Source organism: Streptomyces sp. NPDC101132 (genome assembly GCF_044759225.1).
In the GTDB taxonomy this organism is placed as follows: domain Bacteria; phylum Actinomycetota; class Actinomycetes; order Streptomycetales; family Streptomycetaceae; genus Streptomyces.
This window is the reverse complement of sequence record NZ_JBIVYX010000003.1, coordinates 605,950-623,657: the sequence shown is the minus strand read 5'-3', so window position 1 is coordinate 623,657 and position 17,708 is coordinate 605,950. Positions and strand designations below refer to the sequence as shown.

16 protein-coding genes are annotated in these 17,708 nt (G+C 73.4%); 8 read left to right on the top strand and 8 right to left on the bottom strand.

From position 1 onward, the window contains the following. Positions 1-16 precede the first annotated feature (16 nt). The 3 genes from ACIQUR_RS10405 (at position 17) to ACIQUR_RS10395 (ending at position 2,898) form a co-directional block, all read left to right on the top strand. Complete coding sequence (locus ACIQUR_RS10405; protein WP_403661475.1) at positions 17-793, top strand: SDR family NAD(P)-dependent oxidoreductase; 777 nt, start codon at positions 17-19, stop codon at positions 791-793. Beyond that, on the top strand, positions 790-1,848 hold the full coding sequence (locus ACIQUR_RS10400; protein WP_403661359.1) for an S-adenosylmethionine:tRNA ribosyltransferase-isomerase: 1,059 nt from the start codon (positions 790-792) through the stop codon (positions 1,846-1,848). The genes ACIQUR_RS10405 and ACIQUR_RS10400 overlap by 4 nt, the downstream gene beginning before the upstream one ends. Before the next feature lie 342 nt (positions 1,849-2,190). Continuing rightward, positions 2,191-2,898 (top strand): transglycosylase SLT domain-containing protein, encoded by a 708-nt coding sequence (locus ACIQUR_RS10395; RefSeq protein ID WP_403661356.1) that lies wholly within the window; start codon positions 2,191-2,193, stop codon positions 2,896-2,898. Between the two features lie 114 nt (positions 2,899-3,012). On the opposite strand, the gene ACIQUR_RS10390 is transcribed toward ACIQUR_RS10395, so the two are convergent. Next, the gene (locus ACIQUR_RS10390; protein ID WP_403661353.1) at positions 3,013-5,505 is read right to left on the bottom strand and encodes an FHA domain-containing protein; all 2,493 of its coding nucleotides are present in this window, start codon (positions 5,503-5,505) and stop codon (positions 3,013-3,015) included. A 251-nt stretch (positions 5,506-5,756) separates the two neighbouring features. On the opposite strand from ACIQUR_RS10390, the gene ACIQUR_RS10385 reads away from it, so the two are divergent. Together ACIQUR_RS10385 and serB are read left to right on the top strand one after the other, a co-directional pair. Continuing rightward, on the top strand, positions 5,757-7,562 hold the full coding sequence (locus ACIQUR_RS10385) for a streptophobe family protein (protein WP_403661350.1): 1,806 nt from the start codon (positions 5,757-5,759) through the stop codon (positions 7,560-7,562). Positions 7,563-7,632: 70 nt separating this feature from the next. Beyond that, entirely contained in the window at positions 7,633-8,832 is a 1,200-nt protein-coding gene (gene serB, locus ACIQUR_RS10380) for a phosphoserine phosphatase SerB (RefSeq protein ID WP_399940440.1), read from the top strand. A 116-nt stretch (positions 8,833-8,948) separates the two neighbouring features. Here serB and ACIQUR_RS10375 read toward each other — a convergent pair whose 3' ends face one another. The 4 genes from ACIQUR_RS10375 to ACIQUR_RS10360 form a co-directional block, all read right to left on the bottom strand. Then, positions 8,949-9,467 (bottom strand): SixA phosphatase family protein, encoded by a 519-nt coding sequence (locus ACIQUR_RS10375; protein WP_403661346.1) that lies wholly within the window; start codon positions 9,465-9,467, stop codon positions 8,949-8,951. A gap of 88 nt (positions 9,468-9,555) precedes the next feature. Then, entirely contained in the window at positions 9,556-9,828 is a 273-nt protein-coding gene (locus tag ACIQUR_RS10370) for a hypothetical protein (RefSeq protein WP_403661343.1), read from the bottom strand. A 304-nt stretch (positions 9,829-10,132) separates the two neighbouring features. Then, the gene (locus tag ACIQUR_RS10365; protein WP_403661340.1) at positions 10,133-10,249 is read right to left on the bottom strand and encodes an SGM_5486 family transporter-associated protein; all 117 of its coding nucleotides are present in this window, start codon (positions 10,247-10,249) and stop codon (positions 10,133-10,135) included. A 4-nt stretch (positions 10,250-10,253) separates the two neighbouring features. Then, complete coding sequence (locus tag ACIQUR_RS10360) at positions 10,254-11,585, bottom strand: CynX/NimT family MFS transporter (protein ID WP_403661337.1); 1,332 nt, start codon at positions 11,583-11,585, stop codon at positions 10,254-10,256. Positions 11,586-11,687: 102 nt separating this feature from the next. Between ACIQUR_RS10360 and ACIQUR_RS10355 the strand changes: the two genes are divergently transcribed. Then, positions 11,688-12,377 carry a FadR/GntR family transcriptional regulator gene (locus ACIQUR_RS10355; protein WP_403661333.1) on the top strand — a complete coding sequence of 230 codons (690 nt, stop codon included), beginning with the start codon at positions 11,688-11,690 and terminating at the stop codon, positions 12,375-12,377. Positions 12,378-12,471: 94 nt separating this feature from the next. Here the strand turns inward: ACIQUR_RS10355 and ACIQUR_RS10350 are convergent, their stop codons facing one another. The 3 genes from ACIQUR_RS10350 to fabG all read right to left on the bottom strand — a co-directional run bounded on the left by ACIQUR_RS10350 (position 12,472) and on the right by fabG (position 14,578). Continuing rightward, entirely contained in the window at positions 12,472-12,942 is a 471-nt protein-coding gene (locus ACIQUR_RS10350; RefSeq protein ID WP_403661330.1) for a hypothetical protein, read from the bottom strand. 141 nt (positions 12,943-13,083) lie between these two features. Beyond that, the gene (gene fabI / locus ACIQUR_RS10345) at positions 13,084-13,854 is read right to left on the bottom strand and encodes an enoyl-ACP reductase FabI (protein ID WP_399940422.1); all 771 of its coding nucleotides are present in this window, start codon (positions 13,852-13,854) and stop codon (positions 13,084-13,086) included. A gap of 4 nt (positions 13,855-13,858) precedes the next feature. Then, positions 13,859-14,578 carry a 3-oxoacyl-[acyl-carrier-protein] reductase gene (gene fabG / locus ACIQUR_RS10340; protein ID WP_399940420.1) on the bottom strand — a complete coding sequence of 240 codons (720 nt, stop codon included), beginning with the start codon at positions 14,576-14,578 and terminating at the stop codon, positions 13,859-13,861. Positions 14,579-14,762: 184 nt separating this feature from the next. Here fabG and ACIQUR_RS10335 point away from each other — a divergent pair, with 184 nt between their 5' ends. Together ACIQUR_RS10335 and ACIQUR_RS10330 are read left to right on the top strand one after the other, a co-directional pair. Continuing rightward, entirely contained in the window at positions 14,763-16,286 is a 1,524-nt protein-coding gene (locus ACIQUR_RS10335; protein WP_403661326.1) for a TldD/PmbA family protein, read from the top strand. Then, positions 16,283-17,674, top strand: coding sequence for a metallopeptidase TldD-related protein (locus ACIQUR_RS10330; RefSeq protein WP_403661323.1), 1,392 nt, complete (start codon positions 16,283-16,285; stop codon positions 17,672-17,674). Before ACIQUR_RS10335 ends, ACIQUR_RS10330 begins: the two co-directional genes overlap by 4 nt. Positions 17,675-17,708 lie beyond the last annotated feature (34 nt).

Below are 17,708 nucleotides of genomic sequence, written 5' to 3'. Positions count from 1 at the left end.
TCGAGGGGTGGTTGTCGTGTCGGTGGCGGTCGTGACGGGTGCGTCGCGGGGGCTGGGCCGGGCGTTGGCCCGGGAGCTGGCGGGGCGGGGCTGGGACCTGGTGCTGGACGCGAGGTCGGCGGGGCCTTTGGAGGGGGTGGCCGAGGAGCTGGCCGGTTCCGGGGTGCGGGTGGTGGCGGTGCCGGGGGACGTGACGTCGGCCGGGCACCGGGCGGACCTGGTGGCCGCGGCGCGGGAGCTGGGCGGTCTCGACCTGCTGGTGAACAACGCGGGGGTGCTGGGCGGCGAGCCGCTGGTGCCGCTGGGGGTGCACGCGCTGGCGGGGCTGCGGGCGGCGCTGGAGGTGAACGTGGTGGCTCCGCTGGGGCTGCTGCAGGAGGCGCTGCCGCTGCTGCGGGCCTCGGGGCGCGGCGCGGTGCTGAACGTCAGCTCGGACGCCGCGGTGGTGGCGTACCGGACGTGGGGGGCGTACGGGGCCTCGAAGGCGGCGCTGGACCTGCTGTCGGCGGTGCTGGCGGTGGAGGAGCCGGGGCTGCGGGTGTGGTGGGCGGATCCGGGGTCGATGCGGACCGCGATGCTGGCCGCGGCGGAGCCGGACGAGGACCTGGGCGGGGTGCCGGAGCCCGAGGAGGTGGCGCCGGTGCTGCTGCGGCTGCTGGACGGGGGCGGCGGGGGTGCCGGGCTGCCGAGCGGGCGGTACACGGCGGAGGGGCTGGCGCGGGGCGGCGGTGAGGGCGGTGTGACGGCGGGGGCCCGCGGGGCCGGCGGTGTGACGGTGGAGGGTGACCTGTGACATCGCACGGCGTGCTGGGGATCCCGGCGGTGCCGGAGGAGCTGTCGGCGCGGGTGCCGGCCGAGCGGCGGGGGCCCGGTCGGGGGCGGGACGCGGTGCGGCTGCTGGTCTCGCGCGGTACGGAGGTCTCGCACCACCGGTTCGGTGCGCTGCCGGAGCTGCTGCGGGCCGGGGACGTCCTGGTGGTCAACACGTCGGCCACGCTGCCGGCCGCGGTGGACGCGCGGCTGGACGGTGCGCCGGTGGTGGTGCACTTCTCCGCGCGGGGCGACGACGGGCGCTGGGCGGTGGAGCTGCGGGAGCCGGACGGCCGGGGTACGACGGGCCCGCGGCCGGGTGGTCCGGCGGGGGCGGAGCTGCTGCTGCCGGGCGGGGCGCGGCTGGTGCTGCGGGAGCCGCTGGTGCCGGGGGCGGAGCGGCTGTGGTGGGCGCGGGTGTCCGTGGCGGGGGTGACGGCGCTGCTGCACCGGTACGGGCGGCCGGTCCGGTACCGCTACACGGAGCGGGACCAGCCGCTGGCCGCGTACCAGACGGTGTTCGCGGTGCCGTCGCCCGACGGGGCGGGCAGCGCGGAGATGCCGAGTGCGGCGCGGCCCTTCACGGCGGAGCTGGTGGCGGCGCTGGTGCGGCGGGGCGTGCAGTTCGCTCCGCTCACCCTTCATACGGGGGTGTCGTCGCCGGAGGCGCACGAGCCGCCGTACCCGGAGCGCTTCGAGGTGCCCGGGGCGACGGCCCGGCTGGTGAACGCGGCTCGGGCGGGGGGCGGCCGGGTAGTGGGGGTGGGCACCACGGCGGTGCGGGCGCTGGAGTCGGCGGCGGGGCCGTCGGGGGTGGTGGCGGCCGCGCGGGGGTGGACGGAACTGGTGGTGACGCCGGAGCGCGGGGTGCGGGTGGTGGACGGTCTGCTGACCGGGCTGCACGAGCCGGAGGCCTCGCACCTGCTGATGCTGGAGGCGGTGGCGGGCGCCGAGGCGGTGCGGCGGGGCTACGCCGAGGCGGTCGGGCGGCGCTATCTGTGGCACGAGTTCGGTGACACACATCTGCTACTTCGGTGATACGCATCTGCTACTCAGGAATGAGGGTAGTAACATTCCGCATTGCTGAAGCAACGCATGGTAATACTGTTACGTGGTCGATGTGAGCCCGCGCATAGGACGCATGTCACTTACGAAGTGACCTAGTGGATAGATAAAGACGCCATCAATGCTGCTCCGAGCAGTGTGAGGGGCGAAAATCCGGCCCGTGCGGGCGGGCTTGATCCACTAAGCGGCATCGTACGTCACACCTTTGCCACAGGATTTTGCCGCCGCTAAGAATGGCTGCCGCCGCACGGTGCTGCGGGTTTCCGAACCCCCGGCGCATTCCTGCGGACCCCGCTATTCGAAGAGGTTGCCTGCATGTCTGCGTCCAGCACTCCCGGTCATAGCCGTCTGACCAAGACCCACAAGATGTCGATCGCCGGTGTCTCCGTTCTCGGTGCCGCCGCCCTCGCCTTCTCCCTGGTGCCCGCCGAGCAGGCCGACGCCACGACGGTCGCAGCGGAGCCGGTGTCCTGGACGCAGGCGGTCGACGCGGTGCACACCAAGAACGTGCAGGGCCTGACCCAGCAGCACCAGGTCGTCGAGAAGGCCGTCAAGGCCGCCGAGGCCAAGAAGATCGCCGACGCCAAGGCCGCCAAGGCCAAGAAGGACGCCGAGGCGAAGGCCAAGGCCGAGGCCGCCGCCAAGAAGGAGCGGGCGAAGAAGGAGGCGGCCAGCCGTGCCGCCGCCCGCAAGCCCGTCTACGCGAACAACCTGGACGGCTGGATCCGCGAGGCGCTGTCCATCATGAAGCGCGAGGGCATTCCCGGCAGCTACGCCGGCATCCACCGCAACATCATGCGCGAGTCGAGCGGCAACCCCCGCGCGATCAACCTCTGGGACATCAACGCCAGGAACGGCATCCCGTCCAAGGGCCTGCTCCAGGTCATCCAGCCGACCTTCAACGCCTACCACGTCAAGGGCACGAAGTTCGACCTGTACGACCCGGTCGCCAACATCGTCGCCGCCTGCAACTACGCGGCCGACCGCTACGGCTCGATGGACAACGTCAACAGCGCCTACTGAGCCGCGCACCCGCCAGACCCCCATGCGCCGCGGGGCGGCACCCGGATCTCCGGGTGCCGCCCCGCGGCGTTGGTCGTGTCCGTACGGCCGCTGCGGGCCGTACGGACGGGCCCGCTACTTGCGCATGACCTCGGGCTCGTGGCGGCGCAGCAGGCGCGCCACCGCGAAGCCGCAGGCGATGCCGATGAGCAGCAGGACGGTGATGTCGAGGGTCCACTGGCCGGCGGTGGCCTCCCACAGCGGGTCGGTGTTCCCCGGGTTGTCGTGGTCCCACGGCGGCATCAGGTGGCCGAGGTCCAGCGTGGTGCCGGCGGCGCCGATGGCCCAGCGGGAGGGCATCAGCCAGGCGAACTGCTCCAGGCCCGGCGAGTCGTACACCTGGAAGAGGATGCCGGTGAACACGACCTGGACGATCGCGAACATCACGAGCAGCGGCATGGTCTTCTCGGCGGTCTTCACCAGCGAGGAGATCACCAGGCCGAACATCATCGAGGTGAAGCCCAGTGCGATCACGGCCACGCACAGCTCGACGGCCGGCGGCATGATCAGGCCCTCGGCGGGGAGCTGGCGGGTGGCGAAGCCGATGCCGCAGATGATCACGCCCTGGAGGGCCGTGATCACGCCGAGGACGATGACCTTGGACATCAGGTACGCGGAGCGGGACAGGCCGGTGGCGCGCTCGCGCTCGTAGATGACCCGTTCCTTGATCAGCTCACGGACGGAGTTCGCGGCGCCGGAGAAGCACATGCCGACTGCGAGGATCAGCATGATGGTGCCGGCGTCGCCGTTGAAGCGGGCCTTGCCGGTGGGCGGCGCGAGGCCGAAGTCGGCCGGGATGACCGTGGAGACCACGCCCAGGACGGCCGGCAGGATCAGCATCAGGCCCATGAAGCCCTTGTCGGACGCGATCACCGAGACGTAGCGGCGGATCAGCGTCCGCAGCTGCGAGCCCCAGGCCTGCGGCTTGGGCGGCTGCATCTGCTGCACGGGCGGCATCTGCACCGACTGCGGGGCGACCGCGTCGATGTCCGCGGCGTACATCTGGTAGTGCTGCGAGCCCTTCCAGCGGCCCGCCCAGTCGTAGTCGCGGTAGTTCTCGAAGGCGGAGAAGACGTCGGCCCAGGTCTGGTAGCCGAAGAAGTTCAGCGCCTCGGCGGGCGGGCCGAAGTAGGCCACGGAACCGCCGGGGGCCATGACGAGCAGCTTGTCGCAGATCGCCAGCTCGGCCACGGAGTGGGTGACGACCAGCACGGTGCGGCCGTCGTCGGCGAGGCCGCGCAGCAGCTGCATGACGTCGCGGTCCATGCCCGGGTCGAGGCCGGAGGTGGGCTCGTCGAGGAAGATCAGCGACGGCTTGGTGAGCAGCTCCAGGGCGACGGACACGCGCTTGCGCTGACCGCCCGAGAGGGAGGTGATCTTCTTGTCCTTGTGGATGTCGAGCTTGAGCTCGCGCAGCACCTCGTCGATGCGGGCCGTGCGCTCCTCCTCGGCGGTGTCGCCGGGGAAGCGGAGCTTGGCCGCGTACTTGAGGGCGGTGCGGACGGTCAGCTCCTTGTGCAGGATGTCGTCCTGCGGGACCAGACCGATGCGCTGGCGCAGTTCGGCGAACTGCTTGTACAGGTTGCGGTTGTCGTAGAGGACGTCGCCCTGGTTGGCGGGCCGGTAGCCGGTGAGCGCCTTGAGGAGCGTCGACTTGCCGGAGCCCGAGGGGCCGATGACCGCGATGAGGGACTTCTCCGGGACGCCGAAGGAGACGTCCTTGAGGATCTGCTTGCCGCCGTCGACCGTGACGGTCAGGTGGCGCGCGGAGAAGGAGACCTCACCGGTGTCGACGAACTCCTCGAGGCGGTCGCCGACGATGCGGAAGGTGGAGTGGCCGACGCCGACGATGTCGTTCGGGCCGAGCAGCGCGGTGCCGGACTTGGGCAGCGGCTGGCCGTTGACGTAGGTGCCGTTGTGGCTGCCGAGGTCCTTGATCTCGAAGCGGCCGCCGGTCGAGCGGAACTCGGCGTGGTGGCGCGAGACCTGGAGGTCGGAGACGACCAGTTCGTTGTCGAGCGCACGGCCGATGCGCATGACGCGGCCGAGGTCGATGTGGTGGAAGGTCGTCGGGCTGCGGTCGCCGTAGGCCGGGCCGCCGGAGGCGGGCGCCTGGTACTGCCGGCCGGCCGGGGCCTGGTGGGCCGGGGCCCCGCCCTGCTGCGGTACGTGTGCCTGCGGCGTGCCCTGGGGCGGGAAGCCGCCCGGCTGGGCGGGGCCGCCGGCGGGTGCCTGGCCGGGCCAGGCCGCGGGCGCGCCCTGCTGGGCGTGCGCGACGGCGGCCGTGAGGTTCAGGCGCGGCCCGTCGGTCGCGTTGCCGAGGTGCACGGCGCTGCCTGCGGCCAGCTCGGCGCGCTGGACCCGCTGGCCCTGCACGTACGTGCCGTTGGTGCTGCCGTGGTCCTCGATGGCCCAGCCGCGGCCCGTCCAGCTGACGGTGGCGTGCCGCCACGAGACCCGGGCGTCGTCGATCACCACGTCGCCCTGCGGATCGCGCCCCAGGGTGTACGACCTGGACGGATCGAGGGCCCAGGTCCTTCCGTTCAATTCCAGTACGAGTTCCGGCACTCCACGCCCCACTTGTTGTCCCCCGATTCCCCCTGACGGCAGGGAGTCTAGGGATGGCGAACTTCGGGGGGAACTATTTCAGGCCCGGGCGCAGAAGTGGAATCCGGGCCCCGCCGAGTGCGTACGGATCATACGCAGAGGGGAGATGCGTGATGACTCGGCACGAATCGGGGGGTCCGCGCATGGGTTCCGTCAGGGTGGGTCCGGACGGCGGGGCGGGGCCAACGCCCGCTGTCCGCTGGGGTGACGTGGTGCCGGCCGCGATCGCGGCGGTGGGCTGGTCGTTGGTGGCGATGGCGGGGGTGGCCGCGCTGGGGCTGCACCTGCTGGGGGCGGACGCGACGGGCGGTTCGCTGGGGCCGATGACAGCGGCCGTGGTGGTGCTGGCCGTTGGGGGCTCGGTGACGCCCTCGGGGGACGTGTCGGCGTTCGGTCTGGAGGGTGCGGCCGCGGACACGGCCGTCGACATCACGCCACTGGGGGTCGGGCTGGCGGGGGCGCTGGTGCTCGGTTTCCTGTTCCTGCGGACCGGCGGCGCGGCCGGCCGGGGGGCACGCCAACTGCTGGCTCGCGGTGCGGCGGTGACGGTGCTGTTCGTCGCGACGGCGGGCGGGCTGGCGTGGGTGGGGCACGACGCGGTCACGCTGGACGGGCTGGAGCTGCCGGGGTCGGGTGGCGGGGGTGGCGGGGGGCCGGGCGGGCTGGAGCTGCCGGGGATCGGGGACCTGGGCGACCTCGGGGGGCTGCTGCCGGACCGGGTGGGCGACCTCGTGGACGCCAAGGCCCGGGTGGGGTTCACCGTGGACACCGTGCCGACGCTGTGGGGGGCCGCGGTGTGGGTGGTGGCGGTGCTGGTGGTCGCGGCGTGCGCGGGGCGGCGCCGGCACCCGTCGGGTGCGCTGCTGTCCGTGGTGCGGCCGGTGGCGTCCGCGGTGGTGGCGGTGCTGCTGGTGACGGTGGTGGCCGGGCTGGCCGCTGCCGGGTGGGCGGCGGCCGGTGACGGGCACCCGGAGCGGATCGCGGGCGCCGCGCTGCTGGGGGCGCCGAACGCGACGTGGCTGGCGGTGCCCCTGGGGATGCTGGTGCCGTTCGACGGCCGGGCGACCGGGGAGCTGGCCCGGGTGCTGCCGGATCCACTGGACGAGCTGCTGGCGGTGTCGGCCCGGGAGCCGGTGACGGTGGGGCGGCTGGCGGGGTACGACGGGCGGGCCTGGCTGCTGGTGGTGGCCGTGGCGGCGGCGCTGCTGTACGCGGGGGTGCTGGCGGCGGTGCGGTCGCCCCGGGTGGCCGGGCCGGGGGGCTTCGCGCTGCGGGGGGCGGCGCGGATGGGGGTGGCATGGGCGCTGGTGGTGCCGGTGCTGGTGTGGCTGACGCGGGTGTCGGTGGACGCCTCCCTGTCGGTGCTGGGGGTGGATGCCTTCGGTGCCGGGGTGGAGCTGCGGGGGCGGGTGGGGCCGGCGGTGGTGCTGGGGGGCGTGTGGGGGGCGGTGTCCGGCGGGGTGGGGGCGCTGGTGGCGTGGCGGTGGGCGCGGGCTCCGGTGGTGCGGGCCGTGCCGGCCGGGGTCCCGGGGTGTGCGGGGGTGGTGGGGGGCGCGGGTGCGGGGTGGCCGCCGGGGGCGGTGGGGCCGTACCGGCCGTCGCCGGTGTACGGGGAGCCGGGGCTGAACCCGTACCGGGGCGGGCCGGGTGGTGCGGGCGGCGGTCCGGGGGGCGCGGCCGGGACCGGCGGCGCCGGCAGCGGGGCGCCCGGTGCCGGGGGGTACGGGAGCGGGGGGCCGGCGCGTGGCGGCGGGCCGGGGGGCGGGAGGGGTGCCGGGGGCGGTGGGACGGAGGGCGGTGGGGCCGGGCGGGACGTGTCGGGGGAGGCGACCATCGCCGGGACGCCGCCGCCGTGGCCGCGCCGGCCCGGCGGGGCGGACCGTTCGGCGGACGAGACGATCGCGGGCCCGCCGCCGCCCCCGCCCCCGCGGAGGCGGCCGGTGAAGCCTCCGTTCACTCCCCCGCCACCGCCGGGTCCCCCGCCGTCCGCCCCGCGGCCGCCGGAAAGCACCAGCTGAGGGACAGGGTGTCCCGGGGGGTGGGACGGGGGGCGCCACATCGTGGGCGGGAGGATACGGTGAGCACACCATGAGTGCTTCGCAGACCTCCGACGTCCCCACCCTCCTCGTCAAGATCTTCGGCAAGGACCGTCCCGGGATCACCGCCGGGCTGTTCGACACCCTCGCCGCGTACTCCGTCGATGTCGTGGACATCGAACAGGTCGTCACCCGCGGCCGTATCGTCCTGTGCGCCCTGGTCACCAAGCCCGCCGCCGGCGGGGAGGGTGAGCTGCGGGCCACCGTGCACAGCTGGGCCGAGTCGCTCAAGCTCCAGGCGGAGATCATCTCGGGTACCGGTGACAACCGGCCGCGCGGCTCCGGCCGCTCCCACGTCACCGTGCTGGGCCACCCGCTGACGGCCGAGTCCACGGCCTCGGTGGCCGCCACGATCACCTCCACGGGCGGCAACATCGACCGCATCTTCCGGCTGGCGAAGTACCCGGTGACCGCGGTGGAGTTCGCCGTCTCGGGTACGGAGACGGAGCCGCTGCGCACCGCGCTGGCCACCGAGGCGGCGCGGATCGGGGTGGACATCGCGGTGGTCTCGGCCGGTCTGCACCGGCGGGCGCAGCGGCTGGTCGTGATGGACGTGGACTCGACGCTGATCCAGGACGAGGTCATCGAGCTGTTCGCGGCGCACGCGGGCTGCGAGGACAAGGTCGCCGAGGTCACGGCCCAGGCGATGCGCGGCGAGCTGGACTTCGAGCAGTCGCTGCACGCCCGGGTGGCGCTGCTGGCCGGGCTCGACGCGTCGGTGGTGGACAAGGTGCGGGCCGAGGTGCGGCTCACGCCGGGTGCGCGGACGCTGATCCGGACGCTGAAGCGGCTGGGCTACCAGGTGGGTGTGGTCTCGGGCGGCTTCACGCAGGTGACGGACGATCTCAAGGAGCGGCTGGGGCTGGACTTCGCCTCCGCCAACACGCTGGAGATCGTCGACGGGAAGCTGACCGGCCGGGTGACCGGCGAGATCGTGGACCGGGCGGGCAAGGCGCGGCTGCTGCGGCGGTTCGCGGGCGAGGCCGGGGTGCCGCTGGCGCAGACCGTGGCGATCGGTGACGGCGCGAACGACCTGGACATGCTGAACGCGGCGGGCCTGGGTGTGGCGTTCTGCGCGAAGCCGGTGGTGCGGGAGGCCGCGCACACGGCGGTGAACGTGCCGTTCCTGGACACCGTGCTGTACCTGCTGGGCATCACGCGCGAGGAGGTCGAGGCGGCCGACATAGACTAGCCGGCCGCTCGACCACGACGGAGGCCCCCGGCGGGATGCCGGGGGCCTCCGTGTGTCCGGGGCCGGAGCCGGGGTCCGGGCGTCGGTGCCGGGCTCCGGGGGCCGGTGCGGGCCGGTCAGTGCTGGGGCGTCCAGAAGTCGAGCAGGGTGCCGACGCCGTGCTCCACGGACTTCCAGCTGCCGGTGAAGCCGACGACGGCGACGGCCGCGGTGGGGAAGCCGGAGCGGGCCATGCGCTGGAGGGTGTCGCCCTCGGCGCGGCCGGAGAGGGCGTCGGCCAGGGCGTGCATGCCGGGGTTGTGGCCGATGACGAGGAGGTCGGCCACGTCGTCCGAGGTCTCGTTGAGCAGCGCGATCAGCTCGCCGAGCGAAGCCTCGTACAGGCGCTCTTCGTAGACGGTCTTGGGCCGGTGCGGGAGTTCCTGGACGGCGAGCTTCCAGGTCTCGCGCGTGCGGGCGGCGGTGGAGCACAGGGCCAGGTCGAAGGTGATGCCGGTTTCGGCCAGCTTCAGTCCGACGGCGGGGGCGTCCTTCCTGCCGCGCTCGGCCAGCGGCCGGTCGTGGTCGGACACCTGCGGCCAGTCGGCCTTCGCGTGCCGGAGGAGGACGATCCTGCGAGGTGTATCGGCGCTCATGGGTCCCAGCTTCGCACGAAATGAGCCACGGGGCGCAGGGTGTTGATGGGCTCACCCGGGGCGGAAGGGCGCGCTCCGGCGCGCGTCGTCAGGGCAGTGCGCGGAGGAGGCCGTCGACGAGGTGGGCGAGCGCCGAGCCCTCTCCGGTGGTGGCCGCGTGGGCGTCTCCGGATCCGGACAGGAGCAGGAGGAGCGCGGCGAAGGCGACGGCGGGCAGCAGCAGGGTCCACCAGCGCAGCCGGGTGTCCGCCCCGGTGCCCGGAGTGCGGGCCCGGGTCGTGGCGGCGGCGCCGCGGGTGAGCGGCGGGCGGGTCAGCGCCCGGGCGGGGTGGCTCACGCGGGTCTGGGTGGGGGCCGACATGACCGCCTCCGTGGGTGTTCGGGCCTGGTGTTCCTCGCTGCTTCGAATCTACGGATCCGAGGCGGCGGTTCCCATCAGGTGATCCACCCACTTGACCCTGACCCTGACCCCCTAGGGGATGGGGGGTTAACCCCGCCCCCGGGCGAGCGTGTGCCGGGTGGGTCGCATCGGCTGCCGGCGAGTGAGCCGAAGGGCGCGCTGGGGTCGGGACGGCCTCGGGACGGGCCGTGAGGAACGAGCGGGCCGTCCCGAGGCCGTCCCGACCCCGGCATTGAAGCGCCCGGAGGCGAACGAGCCCACAGAATTACGGCGCCGCGATGGTGGCGATGATCGCAACGATCACGGTGACGCCGAACATGGCGCCGAGGACGATGGCCAGCTTCTTGCGGCCGTTCTGGGGGTTCGGTTCGAGCACGGGCATGGGGTCAGTCTCCCATGCGGCATTCGTCCTCGATCGTGCGGTCCCGGCCGGCCAGGATGCCGACGAAGATCTGGGGCACCATCAGCCCGGCCATGAGGGCGAGGGGCAGGTCCCAGCCGCCGCTGTGCTGGTAGAGCACGCCGATGACCAGGGGGCCGGGGATGGAGATCAGGTAGCCGGTGCTCTGGGCGAAGGCGGAGAGCTTGGCGACGCCCGCGGCGGACCGGGCGCGCAGCCCGATCATGGTGATGGCCAGGGGGAAGGCGCAGTTCGAGACGCCGAGGAGGAGGGCCCAGGCCCAGGCTCCGGCGGCGGGGGCGAAGTAGAGGCCGGCGTATCCGGTGAGGCCGAAGACGCCGAGGGCGAGGGCGATGACGCCCTGGTTGCGTCCGGCGCCGGCGAGGCGCGGGATGACGAAGGCCAAGGGCACGCCCATGACCATGGTGACGGCGAGGAGCACGCCGGCGGTGCCGGGCGAGACGCCGGCGTCGCGGAAGATCTGCGGGAGCCAGCCCATGGTCACGTAGGCGCCGGTGGCCTGGAGGCCGAAGTAGCCGGCGAGGGCCCAGGCGGTGCGGCTGCGGATGACGCGGGGGCCGGCCGCGTCGGGGCGCGCACCGGCCGTACGGGCAGACCCCGCGGCCTCGGGTGCCCCGCCGCCGTGGGCGGCCGCGGCGGCGCGCTCGCGGCGGGCCTCCCGGGCGACGGGCAGCCAGGGCAGTACGGCGGCGACGGCGAGGACGGCCCAGATCAGCAGGCCGGTGCGCCAACTGCCGCCCAGGGCCTGGGTCATGGGCACGGTGGCCGCGGCGGCCAGGGAGGTGCCGACGGCCAGGGCCATGGAGTAGAGGCCGGTCATGGTGCCGACGCGGTCGGGGAACCAGCGCTTGACGATCACCGGCAGCAGCACGTTGGTGAGCGCGATGCCGGCCAGGGAGAGGGCGCTGGCGGCGAGGAAGCCGGCGGTGCCCCCGGCGAAGGGGCGGACGACCATGCCCGCGGCGATGGCGGCCATGCCGGCGCAGACCACGGCGCCGGGGCCGAAGCGGCGGGACAGCCGGGGTGCGGTGACGCCGAAGACGGCGAAGCAAAGGGCCGGCATGGAGGTGAGGAGTCCGGCGACGGTGCCGCTCATGCCGAGTCCCTCGCGGGTCTCCTCCAGCAGGGCGCCGAGGCTGGTGATGGCCGGGCGGAGGTTGAGGGCGGCCAGGACGATGGCGACGACGAGGACGGGGCCGAGCCAGGAGGGGGTCTCCCGGCCGGTCGCGGGGGCCTCGGCGGGGGTGGTGCGGGCCGCCGTGGGGCGGTCGAGGGTGCGGGTCTCTTCGTCGTGCATGCTCCACTATAAATTCATGGGATGATTGGTTGTCCAGTCTGGTGTGGGGGATTCGGCCTCCGGCTGTTTCTGGATCACGACGTTTTCGAGGAGGATGTGCCCATGCCGCTGACCACGCCCCGGCGCTCCGCGCTCGTCGACCAGGTGATCGCCCAGCTCAGGAACCAGATCACCTCGGGCGAGTGGCCGGTGGGCTCGCGCATCCCGACGGAACCGGAGCTGGTGGAGCTGCTGGGCGTGGCCCGCAACACGGTCCGCGAGGCCGTACGGGCGCTCGCGCACAACGGGCTGCTGGACATCCGGCAGGGCTCGGGCACGTACGTGATCGCGACCAGCGAGCTGGCGGGCGTGATGCACCGGCGGTTCGCCGGCGCGGACCCGCGGCACATCGCGGAGCTGCGGTCGACGCTGGAGTCGTCGGCGGCCCGGCTGGCGGCGGAGCGGCGTACCGAACGGGACGTGGCCCAGCTCGACACGCTGCTGGCGCGGCGCGAGGAGGCCTGGGACTCCGGGGACGCCGAGCTGTTCGTCGCCGCGGACGTGAGCCTGCACATGGCGGTGGTGGCGGCGTCGCACAACGACGTGCTGATCGGTCTCTACTCGGACCTCGGCGACCTGCTGCGGGACTGGCTGCGCGACGACGTCGGCACCGAGCTGACCCCGGCCACCCACATGGACCACGCGCGGCTGGTCGAGGCGATCCGCCGCGGGGACGCGGACGCGGCGGCCTCGGAGGCCGCCGGCTACCCCTTCGAGTGGCTGCGGCACGCGCCAGGCCGCGACCGGGACTGACCGGCCGGAGCCGGGCCCGACGTCGGGCCGGAGACGGGTCCGAAGCAGCGCAGGCGGACCGGGAGCCGGGACGGCAGGCGGACCCTGAGGCGGCCTACCCCGGCTGGTGGCTCACCCAGGCCGAGCGGATCTCCTTCCAGCACCGGCTGGTGAGCTGCACGTGGTCCGCCGGGGCCACGGCCACGGCCACGCTGTCGCTGTCCACGTCCCACCAGCGCTCGCACTCGACGTGCAGCCGCACCAGGTCGGTCCGCGGGTAGCGGTTGTGGCAGTACGCGGTGACACGCGACCCGGTGACCTCGGTGTCGCAGTCGGCGCCGAAGAGGTCCCTGCCGCGTGGGTTCCGCGGCGGGTCCGGCCGGCTCGGGGGCTCCTCGGGCAGCTCGCGGACGTCCACCGCGGCCGGCGCTCCCCCGTACCCCGGCCCGGGGCCCGCCTCCGCGCCGTCGTACGGGCCCTCGTACGGGCCCTCGTACGGGCGGGCGGCGGCGGTCGGCGCCAGGAAGCCGGTGAGCACCGCGGAGGTGACCAGCAGCGACGCGAACCGGCTCGGCCTCGGACGCACCCCGTACTCCCTCCCGCAGTACGCCGGGCCCCTCCCGGCGTGATCAGTCTGCGCGAAACGCGAGGGCCGCGCCTCCCGGAGGAGGCGCGGCCCGGTGCGTACGCGGACCCTGCTGGGCCGTACGGAGGAAGCCGTGCGGGATCAGGCACCCATGGCGTGGACGCCGCCGTCGACGTGCACGATCTCGCCGGTGGTCTTCGGGAACCAGTCCGACAGCAGGGCGACGATCGCCTTGCCGGCCGGCTCCGGGTCGGCCATGTCCCACTCCAGCGGGGAGCGGTCGTTCCAGACGTCGGCCAGGCCGGAGAAGCCCGGGATGGACTTGGCGGCCATCGAGCCGATCGGGCCGGCGGAGACCAGGTTGCAGCGGATCCCCTCCTTGCCCAGGTCGCGCGCCAGGTAGCGGCTGGTGGCCTCCAGGGCGGCCTTGGCCGGGCCCATCCAGTCGTACTGCGGCCACGCGAACTGCGCGTCGAAGGTGAGGCCGACGACCGCGCCGCCCTCGGCGGGGAACAGCGGCTTGCAGGCCATGGTCAGCGACTTCAGTGAGAACGCCGAGACGTGCATGGCCGTGGCGACCGACTCGAACGGGGTGTTCAGGAAGTTGCCGCCGAGCGCGTCCTGCGGGGCGAAGCCGATGGAGTGCAGCACTCCGTCGAGGCCGCCGAGCTCGTCGCGGACCAGCTGCTCCAGGCGGCCGAGGTGCTCGTCGTTGGTGACGTCCAGCTCGATGACCTTGGCGGGCTTGGGAAGCTTCCGGGCGATGCGCTCGGTCAGGGTGGGCCGGGGGAAAGCGGTCAGGATGACCTCGGCGCCCTGCTCCTGGGCCAGCTTCGCGGCGTGGAAGGCGATGGAGGACTCCATCAGCACACCCGTGATGAGGATGCGCTTGCCGTCGAGAATTCCGCTCATGTGATCAGTGACCCATGCCCAATCCGCCGTCAACGGGAATGACGGCTCCGGTGATGTAAGAGGCTTCGTCGGAGGCCAGGAAGCTTACGGCCGCGGCGATCTCCTCGGGCTGCGCGTAGCGGCCCAGCGGGACCTGGGAGACGATCCCGGCGCGCTGCTCGTCGGTCAGCACCTTCGTCATGTCGGTGTCGACGAAGCCGGGCGCGACGACGTTGAAGGTGATGTTGCGGGAGCCCAGCTCGCGGGCGAGGGAGCGGGCGAAGCCGACGAGGCCGGCCTTGGAGGCGGCGTAGTTCGCCTGCCCGGCGGAGCCCAGCAGGCCCACGACCGAGGAGATCAGGACGACGCGGCCCTTCTTGGCGCGCAGCATGCCGCGGTTGGCGCGCTTGACGACCCGGAAGGTGCCGGTGAGGTTGGTGTCGAGGACGGAGGTGAAGTCGTCCTCGGACATGCGCATCAGGAGCTGGTCCTTGGTGATGCCGGCGTTGGCCACCAGCACCTCGACCGCCCCGTGCTTCTCCTCGATCTCCTTGTAGGCCTGCTCCACCTGCTCGGGGTCGGTGATGTCGCACCGCACCGCCAGGACACCGAGACCGGTGAGCTCCTGCGGGGGCTCGCCCGAGCGGTACGTGATCGCCACCTTGTCGCCGGACTCGGCGAAGGCGCGGGCGATGGCGAGGCCGATGCCCCGGTTTCCTCCGGTGACGAGAACCGAGCGGCTCAACGGATCACCCTTTCCCTAGCTGTCTGGATACCGGAAACCTATCGGTCCGGTCGTGCGTACGAGGAATCGGGCCTCGACAGGGCATCGTGACGGGCTCTGTCGAGTCCCTACAGAAAGCGGTAGGCAAGCGGGCCGCGGAAGCGACATGATCGGGGCGACCGGTCCCGACCACAGGAGGACATCCGTGCCTCATTCCATCGACGCGTCGTTCACGGCGCTGCCGCTGCGCGCGCTCGCCGACGCGGCGCTCGCGCGCGCCCGTGCCCTGGGCGCCGAGCACGCCGACTTCCGGCTGGAGCGGATCCGCAGCGCCTCGTGGCGGCTGCGCGACGCCAAGCCGTCCGGCTCCTCGGACACCACCGACCTCGGCTACGCCGTGCGCGTGGTGCACGGCGGCAGCTGGGGCTTCGCCTCGGGCGTGGACCTGACCATGGACGGCGCGGCCCGGGTGGCCTCGCAGGCCGTCGCGATGGCGCAGCTGTCCGCCAAGGTGATCAAGGCGGCGGGGTCCGACGAGCGGGTGGAGCTGGCGGACGAGCCGGTGCACGCCGACCGGACCTGGGTCTCCGCGTACGACGTCGACCCCTTCTCCGTGCCGGACGAGGAGAAGTCGGCGCTGCTGGCCGACTGGAGCTCCCGGCTGCTGCGGGCGGACGGGGTGGCGCACGTGGACGCCGCGCTGCTCGCCGTGCACGAGAACAAGTTCTACGCGGACACCGCGGGCACCGTCACGACGCAGCAGCGCGTGCGGGTGCACCCCTCGATCACCGCGGTGGCGGTGGACGACAAGAGCGGCGAGTTCGACTCGATGCGGACGCTGGCGCCGCCGGCCGGCCGCGGCTGGGAGTACCTGACCGGCACCGGCTGGGACTGGGACGGCGAGCTGGAGACCATCCCGTCGCTGCTGGCGGAGAAGATGCGCGCGCCGAGCGTGGAGGCCGGCCGGTACGACCTGGTGGTCGACCCGTCCAACCTGTGGCTGACCATCCACGAGTCGATCGGGCACGCCACCGAGCTGGACCGCGCGCTGGGCTACGAGGCGGCGTACGCGGGCACCTCCTTCGCCACCTTCGACCAGCTGGGCAAGCTGGTCTACGGCTCGCCGATCATGAACGTGACGGGCGACCGGACGGCCGAGCACGGCCTGGCGACCATCGGGTACGACGACGAGGGCGTCGAGGCGCAGTCCTGGGACCTGGTGAAGGACGGCACGCTGGTCGGCTACCAGCTGGACCGGCGGATCGCGAAGCTGACCGGCCTGGGCCGGTCGAACGGCTGCGCGTACGCGGACTCCCCCGGGCACGTCCCCGTGCAGCGGATGGCGAACGTGTCGCTGCAGCCGGACCCGGGCGGGCTGTCCACGGAGGACCTGATCGGCGGGGTCGAGCGGGGCATCTACGTGGTCGGCGACCGGTCCTGGTCGATCGACATGCAGCGGTACAACTTCCAGTTCACCGGCCAGCGGTTCTTCCGGATCGAGAACGGGCGGCTGGCGGGCCAGCTGCGCGACGTGGCGTACCAGGCGACCACCACGGACTTCTGGGGGTCGATGGAGGCGGTCGGCGGCCCGCAGACGTACGTGCTGGGCGGTGCCTTCAACTGCGGCAAGGCCCAGCCGGGCCAGGTCGCGGCCGTGTCGCACGGCTGCCCGTCCGCGCTGTTCCGCGGCGTCAACATCTTGAACACCACGCAGGAGGCCGGTCGATGACCCGGAGCACGAAGCCCCACGAGATCGTCGAGCGGGCCCTGGAGCTGTCCACGGCCGACGGCTGCGTGGTGATCGCCGACGAGGAGTCGACGGCCAACCTGCGCTGGGCCGGGAACGCGCTGACCACCAACGGCGTCACCCGCGGCCGCACGCTCACGGTGATCGCGACGGTGGACGGCAAGGAGGGCACCGCCTCGGGCGTGGTCTCCCGGTCCGCGGTCACGGAGGCGGACCTGGAGCCGCTGGTACGGGCCGCCGAGGCGGCCGCGCGGGGTGCGGGCGCCGCCGAGGACGCCCAGCCGCTGGTGTCCGGGGTGCCGGTGTCGGCGGACTTCACGGAGGCGCCGGCCGAGACCTCGTCCGCGGTGTTCGGGGACTTCGCCCCGGCGCTGGGCGAGGCCTTCGCCCGAGCCCGGGCGGGCGGCCGGGAGCTGTACGGCTTCGCCAACCACGAGCTGGTCTCCACGTACGTGGGAACGTCGACGGGGCTGCGGCTGCGCCACGACCAGCCCAACGGCACGCTGGAGCTGAACGCCAAGTCGCCGGACCGGCAGCGGTCGGCATGGGCCGGGCGGGCCACCCGGGACTTCAAGGACGTGGACCCGGCGGCGCTGGACGCGGAGCTGGCCGTACGGCTGGGCTGGGCGGAGCGGCGGATCGAGCTGCCGGCCGGGCGGTACGAGACGCTGCTGCCGCCGACGGCGGTGGCGGACCTGCTGATCTACCAGATGTGGTCGGCGTCGGCGCGGGACGCGGTGGAGGGCCGGACGGTGTTCTCGAAGCCGGGCGGCGGCACCCGGCTCGGCGAGCGGCTGACCGAGCTGCCGCTGACGCTGCGCAGCGACCCGTCGGAGCCGGGCCTGGAGTCGGCGCCGTTCGTGATCGCGCACAGCTCCGGGGACGACGCGTCGGTGTTCGACAACGGGCTGCCGGTGCCGGAGGTGGAGTGGGTGCGGCGGGGCGAGCTGGCCCACCTCACCACGACCCGGCACACCGCGGCGCTGACGGGCCTCCCCCAGGCGCCGGGCTTCGGGAACCTGATCCTGGACGGGGGCGGCGAGAAGTCCCTGGACGAGATGGTGGCGGCCACCGGGCGGGGTCTGCTGCTGACCTGCCTCTGGTACATCCGCGAGGTCGACCCGGCGACGCTCCTGCTGACCGGCCTGACCCGGGACGGGGTGTACCTGGTGGAGAACGGCGAGGTCGTGGGCGAGGTGAACAACTTCCGCTTCAACGAGTCTCCGGTGGACCTGCTGTCGCGGGCCACGGAGGCCGGGCGGACGGAGCGGACCCTGCCGCGCGAGTGGAGCGACTGGTTCACCAGGGCCGCGATGCCCGCGCTGCGCATTCCGGACTTCAACATGAGCTCGGTCAGCAAGGGCGTGTGACGCCCATAGACTGATCCGGGCGCGATTTTGTAGT

What these genes read in the sequence shown, in the direction of transcription:
- ACIQUR_RS10360 (WP_403661337.1), bottom strand. Translation starts at nt 11,585, where the DNA reads ATGCACGACGAAGAGACCCGCACCCTCGACCGCCCCACGGCGGCCCGC.
- ACIQUR_RS10395 (WP_403661356.1), top strand. Translation starts at nt 2,191, where the DNA reads ATGTCTGCGTCCAGCACTCCCGGTCATAGCCGTCTGACCAAGACCCAC.
- ACIQUR_RS10355 (WP_403661333.1), top strand. Translation starts at nt 11,688, where the DNA reads ATGCCGCTGACCACGCCCCGGCGCTCCGCGCTCGTCGACCAGGTGATC.
- serB (WP_399940440.1), top strand. Translation starts at nt 7,633, where the DNA reads ATGAGTGCTTCGCAGACCTCCGACGTCCCCACCCTCCTCGTCAAGATC.
- ACIQUR_RS10375 (WP_403661346.1), bottom strand. Translation starts at nt 9,467, where the DNA reads ATGAGCGCCGATACACCTCGCAGGATCGTCCTCCTCCGGCACGCGAAG.
- ACIQUR_RS10330 (WP_403661323.1), top strand. Translation starts at nt 16,283, where the DNA reads ATGACCCGGAGCACGAAGCCCCACGAGATCGTCGAGCGGGCCCTGGAG.
- fabI (WP_399940422.1), bottom strand. Translation starts at nt 13,854, where the DNA reads ATGAGCGGAATTCTCGACGGCAAGCGCATCCTCATCACGGGTGTGCTG.
- ACIQUR_RS10365 (WP_403661340.1), bottom strand. Translation starts at nt 10,249, where the DNA reads ATGCCCGTGCTCGAACCGAACCCCCAGAACGGCCGCAAGAAGCTGGCC.
- ACIQUR_RS10370 (WP_403661343.1), bottom strand. Translation starts at nt 9,828, where the DNA reads ATGTCGGCCCCCACCCAGACCCGCGTGAGCCACCCCGCCCGGGCGCTG.